Origin of the sequence: Streptomyces sp. NPDC049687 (genome assembly GCF_044465285.1) — a bacterium.
Lineage (GTDB): Bacteria > Actinomycetota > Actinomycetes > Streptomycetales > Streptomycetaceae > Streptomyces.
Genome location: NZ_JBITLN010000013.1, coordinates 238,124 through 259,426, shown reverse-complemented (window position 1 = coordinate 259,426; position 21,303 = coordinate 238,124). Strand labels below are relative to the sequence as shown.

20 protein-coding genes and 1 pseudogene are annotated in these 21,303 nt (G+C 70.7%); 11 read left to right on the top strand and 10 right to left on the bottom strand.

Annotated elements, in window-relative coordinates:
• Window positions 1-349 precede the first annotated feature (349 nt).
• The 7 genes from ACIBVL_RS33845 (at window position 350) to ACIBVL_RS33815 (ending at window position 9,299) form a co-directional block, all read left to right on the top strand.
• Entirely contained in the window at window positions 350-1,822 is a 1,473-nt protein-coding gene (locus tag ACIBVL_RS33845) for an integrase (protein ID WP_399103304.1), read from the top strand.
• A gap of 77 nt (window positions 1,823-1,899) precedes the next feature.
• Window positions 1,900-3,780, top strand: a complete 1,881-nt coding sequence (locus tag ACIBVL_RS33840) for a hypothetical protein (RefSeq protein ID WP_399103301.1) — start codon at window positions 1,900-1,902, stop codon at window positions 3,778-3,780.
• Window positions 3,777-5,864: a hypothetical protein gene (locus tag ACIBVL_RS33835; protein ID WP_399103299.1), complete on the top strand. Its 2,088-nt coding sequence runs from the start codon at window positions 3,777-3,779 to the stop codon at window positions 5,862-5,864. The genes ACIBVL_RS33840 and ACIBVL_RS33835 overlap by 4 nt, the downstream gene beginning before the upstream one ends.
• A complete protein-coding gene (locus ACIBVL_RS33830; protein WP_399103297.1) occupies window positions 5,861-6,277 on the top strand; it encodes a hypothetical protein in 417 nt (138 codons plus the stop codon). Before ACIBVL_RS33835 ends, ACIBVL_RS33830 begins: the two co-directional genes overlap by 4 nt.
• A 19-nt stretch (window positions 6,278-6,296) precedes the next feature.
• Window positions 6,297-7,598, top strand: a complete 1,302-nt coding sequence (locus tag ACIBVL_RS33825; RefSeq protein WP_399103295.1) for a Mu transposase C-terminal domain-containing protein — start codon at window positions 6,297-6,299, stop codon at window positions 7,596-7,598.
• A gap of 83 nt (window positions 7,599-7,681) precedes the next feature.
• Complete coding sequence (locus ACIBVL_RS33820) at window positions 7,682-8,665, top strand: TniB family NTP-binding protein (RefSeq protein ID WP_399103345.1); 984 nt, start codon at window positions 7,682-7,684, stop codon at window positions 8,663-8,665.
• A 7-nt stretch (window positions 8,666-8,672) separates the two neighbouring features.
• Entirely contained in the window at window positions 8,673-9,299 is a 627-nt protein-coding gene (locus ACIBVL_RS33815) for a hypothetical protein (protein ID WP_399103293.1), read from the top strand.
• A 430-nt stretch (window positions 9,300-9,729) separates the two neighbouring features.
• Here the strand turns inward: ACIBVL_RS33815 and ACIBVL_RS33810 are convergent, their stop codons facing one another.
• From ACIBVL_RS33810 to ACIBVL_RS33780, 7 genes and pseudogenes are all read right to left on the bottom strand, one after another.
• Window positions 9,730-10,113 (bottom strand): hypothetical protein, encoded by a 384-nt coding sequence (locus ACIBVL_RS33810; RefSeq protein WP_399103290.1) that lies wholly within the window; start codon window positions 10,111-10,113, stop codon window positions 9,730-9,732.
• A complete protein-coding gene (locus ACIBVL_RS33805; RefSeq protein WP_399103287.1) occupies window positions 10,110-10,280 on the bottom strand; it encodes a hypothetical protein in 171 nt (56 codons plus the stop codon). Before ACIBVL_RS33805 ends, ACIBVL_RS33810 begins: the two co-directional genes overlap by 4 nt.
• Window positions 10,277-10,789 (bottom strand): ATP-binding protein, encoded by a 513-nt coding sequence (locus ACIBVL_RS33800; RefSeq protein ID WP_399103285.1) that lies wholly within the window; start codon window positions 10,787-10,789, stop codon window positions 10,277-10,279. Before ACIBVL_RS33800 ends, ACIBVL_RS33805 begins: the two co-directional genes overlap by 4 nt.
• 217 nt (window positions 10,790-11,006) lie before the next feature.
• Window positions 11,007-11,282, bottom strand: a complete 276-nt coding sequence (locus tag ACIBVL_RS33795) for a helix-turn-helix domain-containing protein (RefSeq protein WP_399103282.1) — start codon at window positions 11,280-11,282, stop codon at window positions 11,007-11,009.
• 276 nt (window positions 11,283-11,558) lie between these two features.
• Window positions 11,559-11,872: pseudogene (locus ACIBVL_RS33790) on the bottom strand (IS6 family transposase); the annotation flags it as partial.
• A gap of 167 nt (window positions 11,873-12,039) precedes the next feature.
• Window positions 12,040-12,729: a hypothetical protein gene (locus tag ACIBVL_RS33785; RefSeq protein ID WP_399103279.1), complete on the bottom strand. Its 690-nt coding sequence runs from the start codon at window positions 12,727-12,729 to the stop codon at window positions 12,040-12,042.
• A complete protein-coding gene (locus ACIBVL_RS33780; RefSeq protein ID WP_399103277.1) occupies window positions 12,722-13,327 on the bottom strand; it encodes a SigE family RNA polymerase sigma factor in 606 nt (201 codons plus the stop codon). The genes ACIBVL_RS33785 and ACIBVL_RS33780 overlap by 8 nt, the downstream gene beginning before the upstream one ends.
• A gap of 139 nt (window positions 13,328-13,466) precedes the next feature.
• Here ACIBVL_RS33780 and ACIBVL_RS33775 point away from each other — a divergent pair, with 139 nt between their 5' ends.
• Entirely contained in the window at window positions 13,467-14,033 is a 567-nt protein-coding gene (locus ACIBVL_RS33775; RefSeq protein WP_399103274.1) for a hypothetical protein, read from the top strand.
• 186 nt (window positions 14,034-14,219) lie between these two features.
• On the opposite strand, the gene ACIBVL_RS33770 is transcribed toward ACIBVL_RS33775, so the two are convergent.
• A complete protein-coding gene (locus tag ACIBVL_RS33770) occupies window positions 14,220-14,834 on the bottom strand; it encodes a hypothetical protein (RefSeq protein ID WP_399103272.1) in 615 nt (204 codons plus the stop codon).
• A 676-nt stretch (window positions 14,835-15,510) separates the two neighbouring features.
• Here ACIBVL_RS33770 and ACIBVL_RS33765 point away from each other — a divergent pair.
• Window positions 15,511-16,767 (top strand): hypothetical protein, encoded by a 1,257-nt coding sequence (locus tag ACIBVL_RS33765; RefSeq protein ID WP_399103269.1) that lies wholly within the window; start codon window positions 15,511-15,513, stop codon window positions 16,765-16,767.
• A 132-nt stretch (window positions 16,768-16,899) separates the two neighbouring features.
• Here the strand turns inward: ACIBVL_RS33765 and ACIBVL_RS33760 are convergent, their stop codons facing one another.
• Window positions 16,900-18,567 carry a DUF4173 domain-containing protein gene (locus ACIBVL_RS33760; protein WP_399103267.1) on the bottom strand — a complete coding sequence of 556 codons (1,668 nt, stop codon included), beginning with the start codon at window positions 18,565-18,567 and terminating at the stop codon, window positions 16,900-16,902.
• A gap of 512 nt (window positions 18,568-19,079) precedes the next feature.
• On the opposite strand from ACIBVL_RS33760, the gene ACIBVL_RS33755 reads away from it, so the two are divergent.
• A complete protein-coding gene (locus ACIBVL_RS33755; RefSeq protein WP_399103265.1) occupies window positions 19,080-19,385 on the top strand; it encodes a hypothetical protein in 306 nt (101 codons plus the stop codon).
• Between the two features lie 90 nt (window positions 19,386-19,475).
• On the opposite strand, the gene ACIBVL_RS33750 is transcribed toward ACIBVL_RS33755, so the two are convergent.
• The gene (locus tag ACIBVL_RS33750) at window positions 19,476-20,207 is read right to left on the bottom strand and encodes an ATP-binding cassette domain-containing protein (RefSeq protein WP_399103262.1); all 732 of its coding nucleotides are present in this window, start codon (window positions 20,205-20,207) and stop codon (window positions 19,476-19,478) included.
• Window positions 20,208-20,538: 331 nt separating this feature from the next.
• On the opposite strand from ACIBVL_RS33750, the gene ACIBVL_RS33745 reads away from it, so the two are divergent.
• Complete coding sequence (locus ACIBVL_RS33745; RefSeq protein ID WP_399103260.1) at window positions 20,539-21,300, top strand: CoA transferase subunit A; 762 nt, start codon at window positions 20,539-20,541, stop codon at window positions 21,298-21,300.
• Window positions 21,301-21,303: the final 3 nt, after the last annotated feature.

The window sequence follows — 21,303 nt, the reverse complement described above, 5'->3', positions numbered from 1 at the left end:
CGGATAGCGTACGAATGCCGTACGCGTGGTTAGCTTTCAGGGTTGATCTCGGAGACCAGTCCAGGCGCGGTCCAGCCGTGGACCGGCTCGGGCGGCAGTCAGTCGGACAGGGCAGCTTCCGGATCCCGCATGCCGCGCAACCGTCCATCCTGATGCATCCGCCCCCTACTGATGACGCGTTCGCCGCTTTTGCCGGTGAAGGAGCCGCGCCCGGCTTGACTCCCACAACGGTCACTGACCGGCCGTGCACAAGCGATGGTCAGTTCCGCGAGTAGGCCGTGTTCGCACTGAGAGGGGCGCCAGGATGCGTGAGCCGACGTGGACTGTGCACTTCACTTCGAGGGATGTTGTGCAGCCGCAGACTGTCGCGCCAGAGCTACGAGGGCTGCCAGGCAACCTGGGCGTGTGGCTGGACGAGGCGGGCCTGCCGGACGGGCTGCCGTTCCTGCTGTCGCCGCGGTGGGAGTACGACGTGGCGCTGAACTCCTATTTCCAGCGGCCGCAGTTGGTGTTCGCGCCATGGAACAGCAACGCCAACCGGGCCCGGGCCTTGGCAGGGTTTTTGACATTCGTGTACCGGGCGCGGGGCGGGCGGGGGTGGCGGGAGGTCACCGAGGCCGATCATCTGGCGTATCACCAGTGGCGGCGGCGGGATGCGGCCGGGCCGCGGGTGTCGGGCGGCACGTGGAGCCAAGACGTGTCCCACGTCAACCAGTTCTACGGCTGGGCTGTCCAGCAGGGGCAGCTGGGCGCGATGCCCATCCCGCACCGGCTGTCCAGGGCCGCGCCCTGGGGCGTGCCGTCTGGCGCCCGCGTTCAGGCGACTGTTCCGGCGACCTACGCGCATGACCGGGGCGGTGAGCGCATTGAGTGGCTGCCGCCGGCGTCGTACCGGCTGTGGCGGGACGTGGGACTGCGGGGATACGGGCCCGACGGGCTGCCGTCGCGGCGGTTTCGGGGGCGCTGGGCGGCGCGGAATGCGGCGTTCGCCGACCTGATGGTGCGCACCGGGATGCGGCTGTCCGAGCAGGCCCACCTGGCGAGCCTGGAAGTGCCGACCGGGCCTGGGGCGGGCGGCTACCAGCGGTTCTGGCTGCCGGGGGCGATCGCGAAGTGTTTCTCCGCCCGCTGGATCTATGTCCCGCACAGCGTGCTGCGCGAGCTGACGGCCTACGCGCAGCTGGATCGGGCGGAAGTGGTCGAGGACGCCCGAGCGGCCGGCGCCTACCGGCGATGGCGTCGTCCGCTGGTCATCGACGACCCGTCGCGGCCGCAGCTGGCCCGGGTCACCGGGAGCAGCACCCGCCGCGTGGTGAACCTGGCCGAGCTCACGGCGGGGGAACGGCGCCGGCTGCTGGTGGAGGGCGAGGACGGCCTGGAACCGGCGCTGTTCTGGCTCGGTGAGAACGGGCAGCCGCTGGCGGTGTCGACGTGGAAGAGCGTCTTCGCCGACGCCAACAAGCGCTGCCAGGCGCGCGGGGTCGCGCTGTGCTGTCATGCCCATCTGCTGCGGCACAGCTTCGCCGTGGTGACTCTGGAACAGCTGCAGCGCGGCCACATCGCAGCCCTCGGCCAGCTCAACGAAGGCCAGCGCGGCCACTACACGCGGATCTTCGGCGACCCACTGGACTGGGTGCGCCGCCGGCTGGGCCACCGCTCCGTGGTGACGACGACCGTCTATCTGCACGCCCTGCAGGAGCTGGAGATGGAAACCCGCATGGCGCTGGTGCCCGATACCTGGGAGGACCCGCGCGACACCCCGCTGCAGCGGCTCGGCGACGACCTGCGCGCACCGGCCGGCACGGGCGGAGTAAGCGGGTGAGCCGGCGGGGGCGGAGCAGCACCGGACCGGGCCGTCCGGCAGCGCTGCCCCATGGCGCCTACGCACCCGCCGCGCCCGTGCAGCAAGGGGCGGACGACACGCTGGTGGTGGCCTTCCACGGGGACGACGGCCGCCGCGCCGCCTTCGACGTCTCCCGGCTGCCGCTGCCAGGCTGGCACCAGGCCCTGGCCGCCGCGTTCGCCGAGCGGACCGGCCCGGCCGGAGGGCTGCGCACCCACGCCGCGGCGCGGACAGGCTGGGGGTCCCTGGTCCGCCTGATGCGGTTCCTCGGCTCGCTGCCCCAACCGCCCACGGTGCCGGGCGAGCTCACGCCCGAGCATGTGTCGGCCTTCCACGCCCACCGGATGGCGACCTCGCCGGCCACCGCGCGCCAGGACCTCACCCGGGCCCGGCTGCTGTTCACCCGGCCCGGTCTGTGCGAGCAGGTCGCACCGCAGGTGATCGACCACCTTCGGCGACGCCTGCCCGCGCCCCGGACGCCGCTGGTGGCCACTGGCACCGCCGCCTCATCGGCGACGGGCGGCACCAAGCGGCTGACGAGCGGATACTCCGACGGTGAACTGGCCCGGCTGATGGCTGCGCTGCGGGCGGATGCCGCCAAAATCCGCGACCGCATCCGGGCCGGGGAGGACATACTGCGCCGCTACCAAAGGGACCCGCAGGCCCTGGACGAGAACGACCGCGCCCTGGGACGGATGCTGGAGCAGATGGCCGCCACCGGGCAGGTCCCCACACCGCCCGGTGCCCGCCCCAACCCGTTCGCTCCCGAGCGGCGGCAACTGGCGGGCCGTCTGTTCCTGACGCTGCGGGACCTTCCTCCGCTGTTGCTGCTCGCGGCCGCACTGTCCGAACGCAACGGTGAGACGGTCAAGGAACTGCCCGTGGCGCACCGGATGCTGGAAGACCGGGCGGTCGAAGTGGTCATCGTCAAGCGCCGGCGGGGAGCGAGCCGCTGGTGGGAGACCGTCACCTGGGAGATCGGTGCCCCAGGCAGGGAACTGCACACGCCCGGCGGGTTCTACCTGCTGCTGCTGGAGCTGACCGCCCGCAGCCGCCGGCTGCGCGGCTCGCCATCACCGCTGCTGTGGTGCGTGTGGCGCAACGGATACGGAGCCGGGCTGGGGGTCGCCGATGACCACTGCGCGCCGTTCGAACACTCCCTGCGGGGAACCCCAATCCTGCCCACCGCGTGGGCGGCCAACCGGCCGCGGCCGTTGCTGGCCGATCCACAGCCCGGGAGTAACGGCCCACATGGGTCGGGGGATGCCCTGCCGCTGCAGGTGAGCTTCAACCGGATCAAGACCAGCATGGAGGTACGACGCACGAAACGGATGGGCGGCCACCTGCCCTCGGCCGCCAAGTCCAACACCATGCCCGTGCTGTTCCGCAACTACCTCAGCGGCGATCCGGTCATCACCTCCTGGGCCGAGGAGGTCCTCGGGGAGGCGCTCGTCGACGCCGAACAGGCAGCCCTCCTGGCCCATGAGCGAGCCGTACGGGCGGCGGGCGGCGGACCCCGCGTCCTTACCGGACCGGCCGATACCGCGGCACTGACAAAGGCCGGGCTCGCGCCGTCCGCGGCCCGGCAGGTGGCGGACGGCGCCCTGGACACGGGCTGGAGTGCCTGCGCCAACCACGACCGCCATCCCCTCACCCAGCAGCCGTGCCAGGTCTCCTTCCTCGACTGCTTCCACTGCGGGAACTGCCTGATCACCCGGGACCACCTGCCCCGCCTGCTCGCCCTGAGCGACGCCCTTGCCCATCGCCGCCGCGAACTGCCCGAAAAGCAGTGGTGGCAGCGCTACGGCCCGGCCTGGGTCGCCATCCGCCAGGACATCCTCACCCGCTTCACCCCGGCCGAACTCGAGCAGGCCCAGACTCACAAGCCACAAGACGCGCTGCTCGACCTGGCCGAAAACCCGTGGGAGACCCCATGACCACCACCCCGCACAGCCGGCCCGTGGCCGTCCCACCGCCGCCCCTGGCACCGGAGAGCAACCCGTTCGTCCTGCACGGCTGCACCCTGAAGCTGGGCAGCAGGCTTCAGGAGACCTCACGCTTCGGTGACGACGTGTGGAACCTGGGCCCGGCCATGGTCAAGAAACACGACCGCCGGTTCATCCTCGACTTCCGCCTCATCCCCGCCGCCCACCGCCACGTAGGCAAAGAACTCTGCTACGCCATGCTGTCCGGACCCGCTCCTCCCGGAGAGACGCAGCCCGCGGCCGCGACCGTCCGCACCGTCTTCACCGAACACGTCCGCTTCCTGCGCTGGGCCGCCGCCCGCAGTGGGCGACTGGAGACACTCAGCGGCGCGGATCTGGAGGACTACCAGCGATTCCTGATCCAGTCTCTCCCCCGCACCAGTGCCCGCCAGAGCGCCCGAGCAGGCGCCCGCAAGTTCTGGCTCTGGCGAAGCTGCCTGTCCTGCGACGCCCTGCGCTTCGACCCCGCCCACATCGACGGATGGGCCGAAAACGCCGCGCACCGGCGGGAGAACACCACCGCCCGCATCCCCGAGGAAGTCCTGGGACCGCTGTTCGTCTGGTCCATGCGGTTCATCGACGAATTCCGCGCCGACATCCTCGCCGCCGACCGCGCCTGGCACACCCCTGCCCCGCCGCCGGTCAAGCCGCCCCCCTACGGCCAGGTATACGGACTGCTGCGGGCATGGCTGGACGAACGCATCGCCTCCCGCCAACCGCTGCCCGGCTGGCGCGGCAAGCCCAGCCTGACGGCGATCGCCCGCGCCGTCGGATGCAGCAGAATCTCTGTGACCCGTCACAGCCGCATGATCGACGAGACCGCTGCCCTCGTCAGTATCCGACCCCAGCCGGTCAGCGACCAGCCCATCCACGGCCGGCTCGACGGCCAGCCCTGGATCCAGGGGATCCTGGCCGACTACAGCGAACCCGACAGCCTCGCCAACCTCGCCCGCCTCCTGCAGGACGCCTGCTACATCGTCCTGGCCTTCCTCTCCGGCGCCCGCGACAGCGAACTCAAACACCTGAAACGCGGCTGCCTGGCCGTCGAACGCGACGCCGACGGCCGCCCCTACCGGTGGAAGATGCACAGCCTCGCCTTCAAGGGTGAAAGCGACCCGGCAGGCACCCCCGCCACCTGGAGCATCGGCGAACCTGCCGCACGGGCCATCACCGTCCTTGAGCAGTTGCAGCCGCCCGACAGCGACTACCTCTTCGCTCCCCTGCCCCACACCCCCGGCGCCCTCCCCGACGCCGTCAACCAGGTCCTGAGCAGCGGCGCCACCAACGCCCGCCTGAACCGGTACACCGCCTGGATCAACGACTACTGCCTACGCCACAGGCGCAACGACGTCATTCCCGCCATCGACCAACAGCAATGGCACCTGACGAACAGGCAGTTCCGGCGCACCCTGGCCTGGTACATCGCCCGCCGCCCCGGCGGCGTCATCGCCGGAGCCCTCGCTTTTCGCCACCACTGCATCCAGGTCTTCGAAGGCTACGCCGGCACCAGCGACTCCGGCTTCCGCGCCGAAGTCGAAAGCGAACAAGCCCTCGCCCGCGGCGAACACCTCATCGCCGCCATCGACGCCCACGAACACACCACGCTGACCGGCCCCGCCGCCGACGAAGCCGCCCGCCGCCTCAAGGAGTTCGGCATCCGCGCCCGCTTCCACGGCACCCTCGTCCTCGACGAGGCACGACTACGACGGCTGATGACCCGGCACGACCCGGCCGTCTACCCCGGCCAGTACGTCACCTGCGTCCACGACCACACCAAAGCCCTGTGCGAAAAAGCCCGCAACCGCCGCAGCGAAAACCTTCCCGACCACGGCAGCTGCAAGCCCCTGGCCTGCCACAACGTCGCCCTCACCCCCGAAAACACCGCCGCCTGGCAACACGAAATCAACCGCATCAACCACCGCCTCGCCTCCCGCCCACCCCTGCCCCCGCTCCTGCAGCACCAGCTCCAGGCACGCCACGAAGAGATCACCGCATTCCTTCAGCGGAACAACCCCACCCCACCGGAGAGCGCGTGACCCGCCCCGCCGCCATCCCCACCGAAACCCGAGCCCGCCAGGTCACGGACCAGTACCTCAACGACTGCCACACCAACGGCAAACGCCCCAGCGTCCTCGCCCTCGCCACCCGGCTCGGCCTGAGCAACACCACCTTCCGCCGCCACTTCCCCCAACTGGCCAAAGAAATCACAGCCCTTCGCAGCCATCCGTCCTCACCAGCGGGCCACGAGGCACGGCCAAGTCCCTACGACGTCCTCATCGCCAGGAACGCCAAACTCCGCCGGACCAACCGTGCCCTGACCGAAAACCTCCACTACGCAGCCGCCCACATCCAACGCCTTGCCCTGGACAACGCCCGCCTCCGCCAGGCCCTGGAGGCCAGCCACAACATCACCCGCATCGACAAACCTGAACGAGACCGACGGCACTGACCCTCCCCACCAACCCGCCGTGCTCCCTCGCCACAGCGGTCAACGGTCAGACCACAACCACCGCCACAAGATCGCCGTAGATGTCGCCACCCGCGCCATCCTCGCCGCCGTCCTGCGCCCGGCCGGCACCAAGGCCGTGGATGCGGCCCTGCTGCTGGCGGAGATGGCCGTCCCGCACCCCGCCCGCCCCACCTGGCCCGACGCGCTGCGCCTCGCCCACACCCAACTCCCCCAGCTCCAGCGGCTGATGACCCTGGACGAACGCCTTCAGGGCGCCGCCGCCCGTCCAGTCGTGGTGCCCGAGACGATCGTCGTGGACCGGGGCAAGATCTATCTGTCCACGGCGTTCAGCGCCGCCTGCGAAACTCTCGGCATCAGCGTCCAGCCCACCCCGCCCCACGCCCCCGCCGCCAAAGGCATCGTCGAGCGCACCTTCGGCACCATCAACGCCCTGCTGTGCCAGCACCTGCCCGGCTACACCGGCTCTGATGTCACCCGCCGCGGACCGGATGCCGAAACCGAGGCCTGCTTCAGCGTCGCCCAGCTGCAGGACCTGCTGGACGAATGGCTGATCCACTACCACCACCGCCCCCACGAAGGCCTGCGCCACCCCACCCTGCCCAAGAAGGCCCTCACCCCGAACCAGATGTGGGCCGCGCTGGTCGCCGTGGCCGGCCACGTGCCCCTCCCCCTCAGCGGCAGCGACTACCTCGAACTGCTGCCGGTGCGCTGGCAGGCCATCACCGAACGCGGCATCCGCGTCGACCACCGCACCTACGACCACGATGTCCTCACCCCCTACCGCGGCCAGCCCTCCCCCGTCACGGCGCGCGGCGGCAAATGGGAAGTCCACACCAACCCCCACGACGCCCGCCAGGTCTGGATCCGCCTGCCCGACGGACACCTGACAGAGATCCCGTGGATCCACCGCGACCACATCCACGAGCCGTTCAACAGCGCCACCTGGCAGCACATCAAAACCATCACCGCCCGCCACGGCGACCGCGACACCCACGAGGCCGACCTCGCCGACGCCCTCGACCAGCTCATGCGCCGAACCCAGACCAACACCGCCACCCCAGGCGAGCAACGCCTGATCACCCGCACCGCACCGCTGAAAACGCCCCCGCCAGCGGCCGACCACCACACGCCCCACACCCCGGGCCCTCAGGCCGACAGATGGGACGACGACAGTCTCGACGACCTCGACGACCCAGAGCAGGCTGATGGCGAGGAGGAAACCCCCGACAACGGCGACGCGCCCGTCCCGTACACCGGACTCGGCCTCTACGACCCCGCCCAGGAAGCCCTCAACTGGTGACCAGCCCCGCACACAACCACCACGCCACCACCGACACCGAGGTACCACTGCCCGGCACGCACGCGGCAGAGCCGGAGTGGCCGATCACCACCTGGCAGGGCTGGCAGCACTTCGCCACCACCCCACCCCTCGCCCCGCCCCAGCCCGGCGACGCACCCCGCAGCACGGAAGAACGCCTCGCCTACCACTCCGCGTTCGTCACCGTCCGCACCCCAGCCATCAACACCCTCGCCACCCAGGTCCGCACCCTGATGCTGCTCGGCCGCCACCAGCAGAACACCGCCCGGCCCTCACTGATCGTCACCGGCCCCGCCACGGCCGGGAAAACGACCGCCCTCCTCGAAGTCGGACGCACCTGCCACCTCGCCCACACCCGCAAACACCCCGCCCCGCCCGGACGCACCCACCAGCAGGTTCCGGTCGCGTACCTGCTGGTGCCACCCGGCGCCACCGCGAAAACCCTCGCCATCGAATTCGCCCGCTACCTCGGCATCTCCGTCACCACCCGCATGACCCAGGCCCAGATCACCAGCGCCGTCTGCCACACCTACACCCAAGCCGGCGTCCGCCTGGTCCTCATCGACGAGATCCACCGCCTCAACCCGCGCACCACCACCGGCGCGGAAGCCGCCGACCTGCTCAAAGACCTCACCGAACGCGTTAGAGCGACCTTCGTCTACACCGGCATCGACGTCGCCTCAACCACGCTGTTCGCCGGAGTGCGCGGCGCCCAACTCGCCGGCCGCGCCAGCCTCATCACCTGCGGCCCCCTCCCCGCCCGCCACGGAAACACCCGGCCCTTCACCGACCTCATCACCGACATGGAGAACGCCCTCGACCTGCCCCAGCACCCACCCGGCACACTCCCCCGCCACGCGCCCTACCTCCACCAGCGCACCGCCGGACGCATCGGAAGCCTCGCCCGCCTCATCCGCCAAGCAGCCATCACCGCCATCTGCGACGGCACCGAACGCATCACCAAGAAAACGCTCGAAGCCATCCAGCTCGACCACCTCGCCGAAGAAGCAAGCCGCCCCCGCACCCGCCGACCGGCCCAAACGGCATGATGCGGACATGAAGAAGAGTGCTGACACGACCGCTGACGAGGACTTCGCTGCTCTCTGCGGCCGAACGTGGGACATCCTGATCCCCGCCCGCGCCAGCTACCTGGCCGGCGTCTCACCCCACTACGACGAGGTCCTCCACGAAGTCGCGCAGCGGACCGAGCACACGGGCAGCCTCGGCAAGACAGACATCGCAGCCCTCGTCGTCTGGAAACGGCTCTCCGCACAAACCCGCTGGGTGACAGCACTCATGTCCCTGCCCGACACCCACGTACGAGCCATCACCGAGCGAGCCGTCACCGCCGTCCGCGACTCCACGGTCCCGCCCAGCGAGGCCGCCCGCACCGGACGCGGCATCATCTGGGAACTGCCCGGCTTCCGCACCGGCGACGCCGTCGCCTCCGCCATCCTGACCGCAGCAGCACCGCACCGGATGGCCGTCTACGACCGCCGCGTCCAACACGCCCTGGACACCCTCACCCTCACTCCAACACCGGGACGCTACGGCCGCTACATGCAACTCCTCGACGACCTCCTCGAACACGGCGCAGCACACGCCGACGGCTGGACCGCCCGCGACATCGACACCGCCCTGTACTGGACCGGCGCCAACCCCCACCCGACAGCAACGGCATAGCCCACCAGCAGACCCCGACCATGCAGCAAGCCGCCGACCAGCACAAACCCGCACCGACCCTTTAGATACCGGAGCCCATCACCAACACCCCACCACCGTTATCAACGAACTCCCAACGACCGCAGGCCAGACGCCCCATCACCACTGCCGCCAGCTTCCCGCAAGCGCCGGAATCGTTCTCAGGGAACCACCAACTCCCCAGCTCAAGCAGCCCTCACCACACCAACTACGCACCCTGGAATCACAGCCACACCGAGCCCTCTAGCCACTCGAACCAAGATCAAAACTTTTATGCGATTCGCATTAGAATGTCCTGCGCTTTTGCATGACTTGTCACGATCGTCTTTCACGCAATGTCACGCCACAGACCTAACACACCAGCTCACAGGGCTTTCTGTCTGACATTCAGGTGAGAGAGATCTTGGACGTTTCAGTGCGAGACGACAGCCGCGCGAGCGATCAGCTCACGATGGACCGCCGCGACGTTGCCCTTCCACAAGGCCAGCATGCGGCGCACTTCCGGGGTGACGGAGAAGCGGTCTTTGCTCTGGGCCCGCGCCCCAGGCTCCGCGGCCGCGAACTCGTCACGCTCGGCAGCGGCAAGCCACCGCCACACTGTGCGCTCAGTCACTTCCAACGACTCCGCCATCAGCCGTACATGCCGGGTCGTCAGTTTCTGCTCCTGTCGCAGAGCGAGCAGCCGGCGCACAGCAGGGCCGCGCAGCGCCGACAGGGAGGAAGAAGGCAGACCTCCCCGCGCGTGCGGACCGTCCTCGTGGCCGCCAGCCTCTCCCGGCCCGGAGGCGCCGGTCACAGCGGCCCCATGAGCCGTGCGCAGGCCCGCTCCAGCAACCGGCGGTCCACTACCGCACGACTCTTGCCGTAGATCTCGGCGGTCAGGTGCGAGGTCAGCTTCGCCCACGTCCGGAAATTGCCGTGGCCCACATGCTCGTCCACCCACACGACATCGTCCTCGCTCACGTCCTCCCACAGCGGGTGGAAGGCCGCCACCGCCCCTGCCACCTCGCCTGAGCTGAGGCGCGGCACAGCTCCCAGGTCAGCACCCGAGACGCCAGCGCGGGCACGCGGCGCAGCGCCTGTTCGCTGCCCGCACCCGCCAAAAGGAGCGCTGTGTCCGTGTCCGGGTGGTCCCACAGCCCGCGCAGAAACTCCAGCGCCGGCCCCGGAAGACGCTGCCCCTCGTCCAGCACCAGCACCAGCACGCGAGGCTGTCGCAATGCGTTCACCAGCATCAGGTCGGCCTCCCCCGCCCCGCGCGGCAGACGCCTGCCCAGCTCGAGAGCGTCCGCGAGTACCCGACGCAGCCCAGGAACCGTCGGGTGCACACCGACGTGAACCCGACGGACCCTGGCCGGGTGCGCCAGCTGGGACAGGGCGTACTGCAACGCGACGGTCTTCCCGTGCCCAGCGTCGCCGTACAAACACACCACCGCCCCGACCGCGGCCGCGTGCGCGACCGTCCGCAGCACCGACCGCACAGCGGCGTATGCACCACCTGCGCGCCCTGCACCAGAACCGGGACCTGCGCCAGATGCTTCTGCTCGCGCAGAAAAACCTGCCCGCCTGTACCTTGGCCGGCCACGACGTTCAGGCCGAGCTCGCTGAGCGGATCGGACCTGCGTGGCCGGGCCACCTCAGGCTCCCGCTCGACCATCAACGCCCGCCCCGCCCGGCGGTCCCTGCGGATCACCCGGTGCAGCGTCGACGCCGACGGCACCGACGCCCCGCCGCCAGCCGGCGCCTCAGCTCAGCAACATTCCCTCCCACCTCGCCCAGCAGCGCCCACACCTCGTCCGACACCGCATACCCCTGCCGGACCGGCGCCTCCACCTGCCCGGTCGCCTTCGCCTGCTCCAGCCAACGCCACACCGTGCGCTCCGAGACACCCACCGTCTCAGCGACCGCACGCACATGCCGCGTGGCCAGCTCCCCCGCCTGCTGCCGCTCCAGCAGACGACGCACCACCAACCCCCTGGGCAGCACAGGCCCACGACCGGCCCTTACCTCTTGGCCCCCACGATCACACCGAACCGGCCCACCTCACCGCATAAGAACTCCCGAACCTGAGACACCATCAGCCGCCATGCGATAAAGCCCCACGACAGCGATCCCACCCATCAACCTCTCGCCTCATGACAGTGCCAGCCCTCCCTTCAACACCCCACTGACCAGCACCAATGAACCAACCACCCGACCACCAACACCGACTCTCATCACCACCGACCCCAAGCCGAGAGGCCGCATCTGCACAAGGATGTCGAGGACGTTGCCGTCCTGGTCGACGGCCCGCCACAGGTATTGCAACCGTCCGTTGATCTTGATGAAGACCTCGTCCAGGTGCCATTTGTTCCCGGGTTGGGGCCGTCTGCGGCGCAGCGCGTTGGCGTAGGTCTGCCCGAACTTGCCGCACCAGCGGCGGATTGTCTCGTAGGAGACGACGATCGCTCGAGCATGAGCTCTTCGACTTCGCGGAACGACAGGGGGAAGCGGTGGTACAACCACACGCAGTGGGAGATGACCTCGACCGGGTACCGATGACCCTTGTACGACAGCGATGCGCTCCCCACAGACGACCCTTCCCCGGCTGATCAACCCGAAGATCATCCCACTGGTCAGCCACTGTGACAGTGCCCCCCTTCTTCCGTGCCGGCTCGCGGGCTGCCGGCGGGGTGCAGCCGAGCAGTCAGCTCCGGCACAGGGGCGAGGCGCCTCTGGCGGGTCAGGGCCTGGCCAGGCAGTCACCCCAGAGCTGGGCCAGGCGTGCCGGGATCTCCGGGACGGCGGCGCAGCCCCGGGGACTGCGGGGGAGCCCGTCGCCGGCCACGTAGGTCCACGCGCTGTCTGCGGCCTTGGTGAAGTACTTCTCGGCGCCCCCCTCGTCCTGAAGCCGGACCAGCTCGTTCTCGGTGGCGTCTGCCGTCGCGGTGAAGGAGGCTCCCGCGTAGAGGACGCCGTCGCACTGGCCGTAGTAGAAGGTGCCCTTCACCGGGGCGATGTGCACGAGCCCCGGCTGCGATCGCCGGTAGGCCTGGGTCACGGCATCCTTGACCTCCTGTGACACCACCAGGGAACGGCACGACGGTGAAGGGCTCGAGGGGGGTGCGGTCGCCGGGGCCGGCGCCGCGGTGCGGGCTGTCGGGGGCACGGTCGGCGGGGCCGTGGACGTGGCCGGTGCGGCCGGGCTCACGGCTCCCTCGGCCGGGGAGGCCTGGCGGGACGGGCCCGTGACGGCGAGGGCGCCGCCGCCGACCGCAGCGACCAGGGCGACGGCCAGTGCGGCGGTGGCCGTCCGGTGACGGCGACGCAGTTGGTCCCCGCGAGCCCGGACAGCCGCGACGGGCGGGGCGCTGGTTCGTGCGGCGAGTTCCTCGGATCCTCCCTTGAGGATGGCCTCGAAGTCCTCAGTCATGGTGGTGCACCTCCTGGTCGGTGGAGCCTTGGCCGTCGGTCGCGACAGCGGGAGCGATGCCGGGTGCCGTAAGGGCCGACCGCGAGCGGATCGCACGGGTGGCCCGGGTCGGGCGGTCGCCCGCGCTGTCGGACAGGTACGGAGCCATCGACTGGCGCCCACGCGACAGCCGGGCCTTGACCGTTCCCGGCGCGGCATCGGTTTCACGTGCGGTCTCCTCGACGGACAAACCGACCAGGTGATGCAGCACGATCGCCCGGCGTTGCTCGTAGGGGATGCGCCGCAACGCCGCGACGATCGCCACGTAGTCAGGACTGACGCCGGGCACCTCGTCGGGTATGCCGTGGCGCCGGTGGGCGGTGAGCCGGTTGACCGCCTTCCGCCAGACACTCACCCGGATACGGCAGGCCACCGAACGCACCCAGGCCTCCGGGTCCGCATAGCCGGACACCTTCTCCCAGTTCTGCCAGGCCCGGGCGAAGGCCTCCTGCACCAGGTCCTCGGCCTCGGCGAGGCTGCCTGTCATCGCGTACATCTGGCTGGTCAGCCGGCGTACATGGCCGACGTAGAAATCGTCGAAGACGCGTGGGTCGCGCATTGCCCCCTCCACATCGCTGGTTGAGGGGTCGTGCCCTCATCGCCTTGTCACGCCCGACGAGGGTGCAGGGTTGCATGGCAGCAGCCACTTGATGCGAGGGGCATCCTGGTATCCGTACGGGCAGCCGGGAGGTGCTGGGATGCGGTGGTGGGCCGGGGCGTGGGTGATCGCCGGAGTGGTCGTCGTGGCCGCATGCGGTACGTCGACCGGCGGCGGATCCACCGCAGGGCCGTCCGGGAGCCGCTCGGCGGAGCCGTCCACCGGTGCGCCGACGCAGACCTTCGCGGGCTCGTCCTCGCCCCCGCCGCCGAGCCCGGGCGGAGCCGGTCCGCCCGGGGCGGTCCGCACGCCCTCCGCTTCGGCGAGCGCCTGCGTTGCCGGACACGCCGAGGTCAGCGTCACCCCAGGTGACGCGCCGGGACGACGGCTGTGCGTGCGACCCGGGACCATGGTGTCCCTGACGCTGGAACCCCGCGCGGACGACAAACGATGGGTGGCCGTCCGGAGCTCCGCGCCGGTCTTCGTCGTGGCGTCCGGATGGCAGGTGTCGGGTGACGGGTCCGCCCGCGCCTCCCTGCGGTGCGCCGGCACCCGGGGCGGCACGGCCGAGGTCACCGCTCTCGCCAAGGCGCCGGACGTCGCGGGCGCGGCGAAGGTCGTCTTCACGCTCGAGGTGAGTGTGGTGCCGTACACGACGGAGCGGTGACCCGAAAGCCGATACAGCGGACTCACCCTCTACCAGATCATCGACGCCATCCAGGACCTGCTGAACTGCTGGACCGGCACCTGCACCACCTGTCACCGCCCCCTGCCCAGAGCATCAACCACCAGCCCAAACCCGGGAGCCAGAACGTGGCGGCCTTGACGGTGTCGGGGTCGGGCAGGGCACGTTTCACTCGGCTGGCTCCGAAGCGTGGCGGGCTAGGAACGCGGCCGTGGCACGGTGCTGTTCCTCAAGGCGGTGGCGCAGGTAGGGGGCGAGGCGATCGCTGTCACTCAAGGCGTCTTCCAGCTGGGTGAGGTGACCGGCGAGGGCCTGGTGGTTGGCGGGCTTGAGGGCAGTGTTGCGGCAAGCCAGGGGCTGGCAGTCGGCCAGGACCGGCTGGTCGCCGGGATCGGAGGACGTGCGGCACAGGGCGCGGTCGGGATTGTAGACGCAGGTGACGAAGGTCCCCGGGTACATGTGCGGGTCGTGGCGGGCCACGATGCGCCGCAGGCGGGCTTCGTCGGTGACGACCTGGCCGTCGAAGACGGTGTGGCGGGCGAACTCGGCGATCCGGGCTTCGGCCTCGTCGCCGGCCGGGCCGGCCAGCGCCGGGCGGTCGATGTCGGCCCCCATATCGGCGAGGAACTGGCCCCGGGCGAGGGCCTCTTCGGCCTCGACCTCGTCGCGGAACCCGGAGTCGCTGGTGCCGGCGTAGCCCTCGAACATCTGGATTCCCTGGTGGCGGTATTGCAGGGCCCCGGCGATGGTGCCGCCTGGGCGGCGGGCGATGAACCGGGCCAAGGTCCGTCTGAAGCGACGTGTGGTCAGGTGCGGCACTCACCCGCGTTCTGGTGGGATGCCGTCCGGGCGTTGGTGTGCGGTGCAGTAGTCGTTGATCCACCTGATCAGGTCGGTGATGTCCGTGTTGGTGGCATTGCTGTCCAGCACGCCGTAGGGGCTGCGGCGTTGGCGGTAGCTGCGGGAAGTCAGCGGCGGGGCGAACAGGTAAGGCTGATCGGCTGGTTGGAAGCGTTCGAGGACGGCGATGGCCCGGGCGACCGGGGCGGTGACGATCCAGGTGGCCTGAGCGCCGTGGGCGTCCTCGCCTTTGAAGGCGAGGCTGTGCAGTCGGTGGCGGTAGACGCGGCCGCGGTCCGCACCGCTGGCCTGCCCCGCGCGATGGAGCCCGGCGCGGCGATGTCAGCTGCTCAAGGCGCTCGACGGGGCTGGCACCACCGGCTTCGCCGACCTCGCTGAGCGGGGTCCTCGCCCGCGCCAAGGACGACACATGGGCCGATGCCGGACTTCTGGCCGGGCTCACCGAGGTGGTCCTACGGATGCCGTGCCCCTGGACGTCCCACGGCGCGGAACGCCTGGTGGGCCCGGCGTTGCTCGCACTCCGGGCCTCGGTGCGCGGGTCGGAGGTGGTACAACTTATGCACTTTTCATAAGAGTTGAGGGGTGTAGGAGTGCAGTGGTGCATGTGCGGGTACTCGTGGATGTCGTGGTCATCGCCTCGGTCGTTCCGAGCCTCGCGATCGCCCCGCGTGTCCTGGCCCGCCGCCCCGACCCGGTCGCGGAGGCGGACCGCCGTGTGTTCGCCCCTGCCGTCTGGCTGGCGCTGGTGACCTGTCTGATCTACGTCAACCAGGTGCTGTTCACCGTCTATGTGCTCCGCGTGTACGGCGGGGACCCGTCGTTCATCGCGCGGTATCTGCCCACCGGGTGGTTCGACCTGGCGTCGGCGCATCCCTTCCTGCGCGGCCTGGCGGAACGCATCCCGGCGCCGGGGCTTCTCGCGCCGAGCGTGCTGCGGATCCAGGCCTTCCTGGAACTCCCCTTCGTGCTGCTGGCGTTCGCGACGGTGGTGCGCTGGCTGGACGCTGATCTGTACCGCCGAGTCGCGCGCTCCGCCCTGCTGCCCCTGGCTTCCCTCTCGTTCACGGCTGTGTTCTGTCTGGTCGAGTGGGACCTGCGCAATCCGTACACCCCCGACGACCTGGTGATCCGCGCCGTCGCAGCCGTGATCACCCCGTTGCTGATGGCCCGGGCGGCCGCGCGTGACACGGGGACGACCCGGGTGACGACCTCCCTCGCGGGCCTGCTGGTGTTCATCGGCTCGCTGGGGGCACTGGGCGGCCTGGTCCTGATCGTGTACGACACCGCGCTGCTGTACAACCTGGGCCGGATCGACGACCGTCTGCCGCTCGCCCTGACGGCTGCGGGCCTCCTGCTCTGTCTGCGCGGGGCCGCGTCCCGCCCGAGGGCCCGATCGACGTCCACGCCGACGCTGTCGTTCGTGGTCCACGCCCTGCGGCACTGGTTGGTGCTGTTCTTCGTGCCGGCCCTGGCGGTGCGCTACGGGCTGCTGTTCGGGACGCCGTCACTGGCTCTGACGACGGGCGGGCTGACGGCCGCGGTCGCGTGCGTGCAGGCCGGCCGCGACACGCTGACCGAGACGCGGGACGCCCCGGGCGGAACTGCGCGACCGATGTCCGCCCTGCTGCTGACCGGCGGCATCGGCTGCGCGATCCTCGCGGGAGCCGGTGGCGCGGCCGTGGCCGTCCGGCTGACCCCCAGGTCGTACGAGGAGGTGGCCCTGCTGTCCGCCCTCGCCGGATTCCTGGTGACGGGCGTCGCGGTGTGTGGGCTGATCGACATTCGGTTGGCGGCCGTTCTCAAGAGGGTCGACGAGGATGGGCGCTTGGTCCACCACTCCCGTCCCACACCTTGAACCCATCGTCCTCACCCGCCGACACGCCGCCGCCACGGGCCGGGCAGGATCCCGAGGAGGACCGGCCACCGGAATCCACCTCGCCTGCGACGGCTAGGGCCGTCCTCTCGCCGTCTTCGTCGCCCCGGCTCGTCAGTACTCCTCGCGTTCGACGAACGTGCCGAGCGCACGGCAGTCCTCGACGGTGGCCGTCACCGGCCGCTCGCGCAGGATCGCGCGGGCCCGGGACTCGCCCAGGCTCGTGGCGTACCAGGGCGCGTCGGCGGAGTCGGCCAGGTCGTCGCGGATCCCCATCAGGGCGCAGGAGCGCTGCGGTTCGGGCAGTCGGTCCAGGGCGGGCGCGGCGTCCGCCGACAGGTACTGGAAGTACGACAGGTCGATCTTGCCCTGCTGTTCGTAGCGGGCCACGAGGTTCTCGGCGACCGTCCCGTCCGGTGAGAGAATCCCGAAGGCCAGGACGGTCGCGGCGGCGCTGGCGGCCACCGCGCGGGCCAGCCAGCGGCCCCCGGTCAGCCCGGCCGCCATCAGCAGCACGATCACCAGGCCGAGCCACAGTTCCATGGTGACCACCGACAGCCGCAGCCTGGTCAGACCGTACGCGTCCACATACAGGTCCATCCGGCGCACCGCGGAGGCGACCACGACCAGCGTCAGCAGGCACAGGGTGCCCAGGACCGCCCGGACGAAGCCGCGGTCGCCGGGCTTGCCGCGCGGCGCCCAGCGCAGGGCCAAGGCGATGACCCCGAGGACGAACACGGTGGCCCACAGAAGCTGCCAGAACCCCTGGCGCGCGTACTCGGCGTACGTCAGTCCGGTGCTCTTCAGCACCTTGTCGTAGCCGCCGAACAGCACAGCCAGCTGTACCGCGATGAAGCCGGCGAAGAGCAGGTCGAGCACGATCAGCGGGAGCGCCCACTCCAGCCTGGAGCGCGCCCGGCCCGGCGCCACGGTGACGCGGTCCCAGCGGTGCGGGGCGGCGGCGGTGCGGGCGGCGGCCAGTGCGAGGACCGAGCCGAGCAGGAAGAGCACGATCCGCAGCGGGCCCTCGCCCACGGAGACGTCGGGGCTCAGTTGACCCAGCAGGTCGGCGAAGGCGGCGTCGGCCGAGGCGAACAGCGCCCCGAAGACCACCAGCAGGCCGGCGGCGGCCACGACGGCCTTGGCGACGGGCAGCCAGCGCTCGCGGCCCGCCCCGCCCCCGCGGGCGCGCACGCCCTCCCAGGCCCAGCCGACGCCCGTGACGGCCGTCCTGGCGAAGCCGAGCGGGCTCAGCAGGACGCCCGGCCACCTCCGGCTGCCGTGCAGAGCCAGCGCGGCCAGGAAGAGCGCGGCGAGAACGGCGAGGGTGACCGGCCAGGCGGAATCGCGCAGGGCCGGTACGGCGAGCAGGGCCACGCAGCCGAGGACCCACACCAGGGTCCAGGGGCGGGCGGTGCGGCCGGCCGCGCGGGCGGCGGCGTAGGCGGCGGCCATGGCGGGCAGCGCCGCGAGCAACAATCCCGGTCCCATACCGTCCCCGAGGAGGACGGCGCTGGCGAGTCCGGCCACGGCCGCGGCCACCAGGGTGACGGTGCCGATCGGCGCGGCCCGGCCGGGGCGGACCCGGTTGCTCATCGACGCCGCCTGTCTCGCGGCGGCCGCGGCCTGACCCTCCCGCATGCGGAGCTGGTACTGGTACGCCATCCAGGCACGCCAGGCGGCGGGGTCGTGACCGGGCAGCCCGGGCGCGGGCGGCGCCGTCGGCACGGCGGGCGGTGCGAGCGGCGCTTCGCGCTTCGCCTCGTCGGTGTTCTCGGACATGCGGGTCCCTCCCCTGTCGGCCGCCCCGGAGGTATCGAAGATCAGGGCGGCGGAGCGCACAGGGTAGGCCCGCGCCTCATGGTTTTGAACATATTCAAAAACCGTTCGTGTCAGGACCGTGACATTCGGATCCGGCGGGTCCAACGGCGACTGCGTGGTGGATCACGTGGTTTCACGGATGCTGCTCCGGCTCGCGGTAGGCCAGGATCATGCGCCTTCGTGGCTCCTGTGGCACACGCGTGCCGCGAGGGCCGGCGGAGGACCCCACCATGTCCTGTGGCCCCCGTACTTCCGCGGCGCGCCCTCCCGCGCCCGCGGCCCCGCGCACGCGCTGGCCGCGCTGGCCGCGCTGATCCTTGTCACCGTGATCTGCCCGGCCTACAGCTGGGAGAGGCCATACATACGTTTCGTCGTCCTGGTGTGGGCCGCGCTGCTGAAGGTAATGCCGATCCTGCTGATGGGCTGCTCGCTGGAGAACGCCCTGAGCGACCGACGTGGGGGGGTCCGGGCTGGTGACCGCAGCGGCGTGGACCCTGACGGTGCTCACGATCCCAGTGATGTGGCTGGTCACCGTGGCGAAAAACAGGCACACCCGTCCCGCCACCCTGCAGGACACGCTCGCGGGCTGGGTGGTGCCCATCGCCGTCGTGGTGGCGCTGGCCGCAGGATCGGCCGCCTCGTGGACCGTGTGGGTGGTCTCGCGCCGCCGGGCACGGTCCGTGGATCTGTACCGGGTGTGGCTCATCACGGCGGGCCTCGCCGTGGGGGCGATCCTCGTGCCGTGGGTGCCGGTGGCCGAGGCCTGCCACCGCACATGAGAGGGAGCGTATCGGCGGACAAGGCACGCCAACCGGCAACAGGAGACCGGCGACTTCTCACACCGCCGCTCCCCCGTCACCCACTGCGGCTCAGGTGGAAAAGACATGATCGGCCGGTCGCCGCGCAAGGACGACCACGCGGTCGGACAGGGGTTCCAGCAGGTCCAGAGACTCGGGTAAGGCGGTCATCACTATCGTGTGGCCGTCCTCGTCGCGCAGGGACCGGATGAGAGCGGCGAGTTCCTCCGCCTCGTCCCTGGACACTCCGGTCAGGGGATCGTCGAGAAGTGCGAGTCTCGGATCGTCGGCCAGCATGATGGCCACTTCCAGTTTTCTCTTCTCGCCGGCCGAGAGGTGGGACGAGGGGGTCGCGCCACGGCCGGCCAGCCCGGTGCGCGTCAGGAGACGGTCGGTGACGGCTTGGTCGACCGGATCGCGGAGCCACGGGCGGCACGTGGCCTGACGGGCCTCCTGGACGGCCACGTGGAGGTGGTCCTCGACCGTCATTCCGGCCCACAGCGGGCGGAGCGGATAGCTGCGGCCCAGGCCGCGCCGGACCCGCTTGTGGGCGGGCTCCGCAGTGACGTCGACGCCGTCGAACTCGATGGTCCCGGCACCCGGCACGACAATACCGCTGAGCAGATGCAGGAGCGCGGCCACGGCGGCACGTTCGGGTGCGACGACGGTCACCATCTCGCCCGTGTCGACGTCGAAGGTGACAGGGCCGATCGTGGGCGCACCGGTGTCCGGGCCGGAAAGCCCCATGACGCGCAGCGTGGTGTTGCGCGTGGTCGTCGGGCCGGCCTCGTCACTTCCCGCCATCGTGTTCCTCGCATCCGCCGTACTGCGTTCAGGAAGCCCCGGCCATCTGCTTCCCGCGCTGGGCTCTCGCGCTGTGCGCCCCCGGATTCTCCGGTGCCCGGCGCCCGGCGGCTGGGGAGAACCAGCGTCCGGGGCAGACGCTACAAAGCCCCTCCGTCGCCTGACATGGCGACGGCAGCCACCCGGGTCGTCCGGGGCGTAGCGGTGAACCACATACCCGTTCGACGCCGCTCCCGTGAAGGTGGAAGGCCCCAGACCCCGGACTGGGGCGCCGGGAGGACCGTCGGAACATGGCCGGTGGCTCCTGGGCGAAGGGAGACGGAGAGACGACATGGACAAGGTGGTGGATTCGGTCGCGGACGCCGTGGCCGACATCCCGGGCGGGGCGACGCTCGCGGTCGGAGGTTTTGGGCTGTGCGGCATTCCTTCGACGCTCATCGCCGCGCTCGCCAGGACGGAGGCGACGGGGCTGCGCGTGGTGTCCAACAACTGCGGAGTGGACGACTGGGGCCTCGGCCTGCTGTTGCGGGCAGGCCGGATCTCCCGCATGACGGCGTCATACGTGGGCGAGAACAAGGAGTTCGCACGGCAGTACCTCTCCGGCGAGCTGGAGGTGGAGCTCACGCCGCAGGGCACGCTGGCTGAGCGGTTGCGGGCCGGTGGCAGCGGCATCCCCGCTTTCTTCACACCGGCGGGTGTGGGAACCCAGGTCGAGGAGGGCGGCCTGCCGTGGCTGTTCGCCGCCGACGGGAGCGTGACCGTGGCCTCTCCGCGCAAGGAGGTCAGGGAGTTCGGCAGTCGCCGTTACCTGCTGGAGGAGTCCATCACCACCGATTTCGCGCTGGTGCGCGCGGCGGTCTCGGACCGGCACGGCAACTGCGTATTCCACGGTGCCGCGCGGAACTTCAACCCGTTGTGCGCGATGGCCGGCCGGACCACGCTGGTGGAGGCCGAACGGATCGTGGAGCCGGGGCGGATCGATCCCGACACAGTGCACCTGCCGGGCGTGTACGTCGACCGGATCGTCGCCGCGGACCCCACCGACAAGCGCATCGAGCGCCGTACCGTCCGCCCCGCCCCCCAGGAGGCCTGACCC

Coding starts and splice junctions, on each gene's coding strand:
- ACIBVL_RS33815 (WP_399103293.1), top strand. CDS start 8,673: ATGAAGAAGAGTGCTGACACGACCGCTGACGAGGACTTCGCTGCTCTC.
- ACIBVL_RS33775 (WP_399103274.1), top strand. CDS start 13,467: ATGCGGTGGTGGGCCGGGGCGTGGGTGATCGCCGGAGTGGTCGTCGTG.
- ACIBVL_RS33750 (WP_399103262.1), bottom strand. CDS start 20,207: ATGGCGGGAAGTGACGAGGCCGGCCCGACGACCACGCGCAACACCACG.
- ACIBVL_RS33745 (WP_399103260.1), top strand. CDS start 20,539: ATGGACAAGGTGGTGGATTCGGTCGCGGACGCCGTGGCCGACATCCCG.
- ACIBVL_RS33785 (WP_399103279.1), bottom strand. CDS start 12,729: ATGACTGAGGACTTCGAGGCCATCCTCAAGGGAGGATCCGAGGAACTC.
- ACIBVL_RS33780 (WP_399103277.1), bottom strand. CDS start 13,327: ATGCGCGACCCACGCGTCTTCGACGATTTCTACGTCGGCCATGTACGC.
- ACIBVL_RS33835 (WP_399103299.1), top strand. CDS start 3,777: ATGACCACCACCCCGCACAGCCGGCCCGTGGCCGTCCCACCGCCGCCC.
- ACIBVL_RS33760 (WP_399103267.1), bottom strand. CDS start 18,567: ATGTCCGAGAACACCGACGAGGCGAAGCGCGAAGCGCCGCTCGCACCG.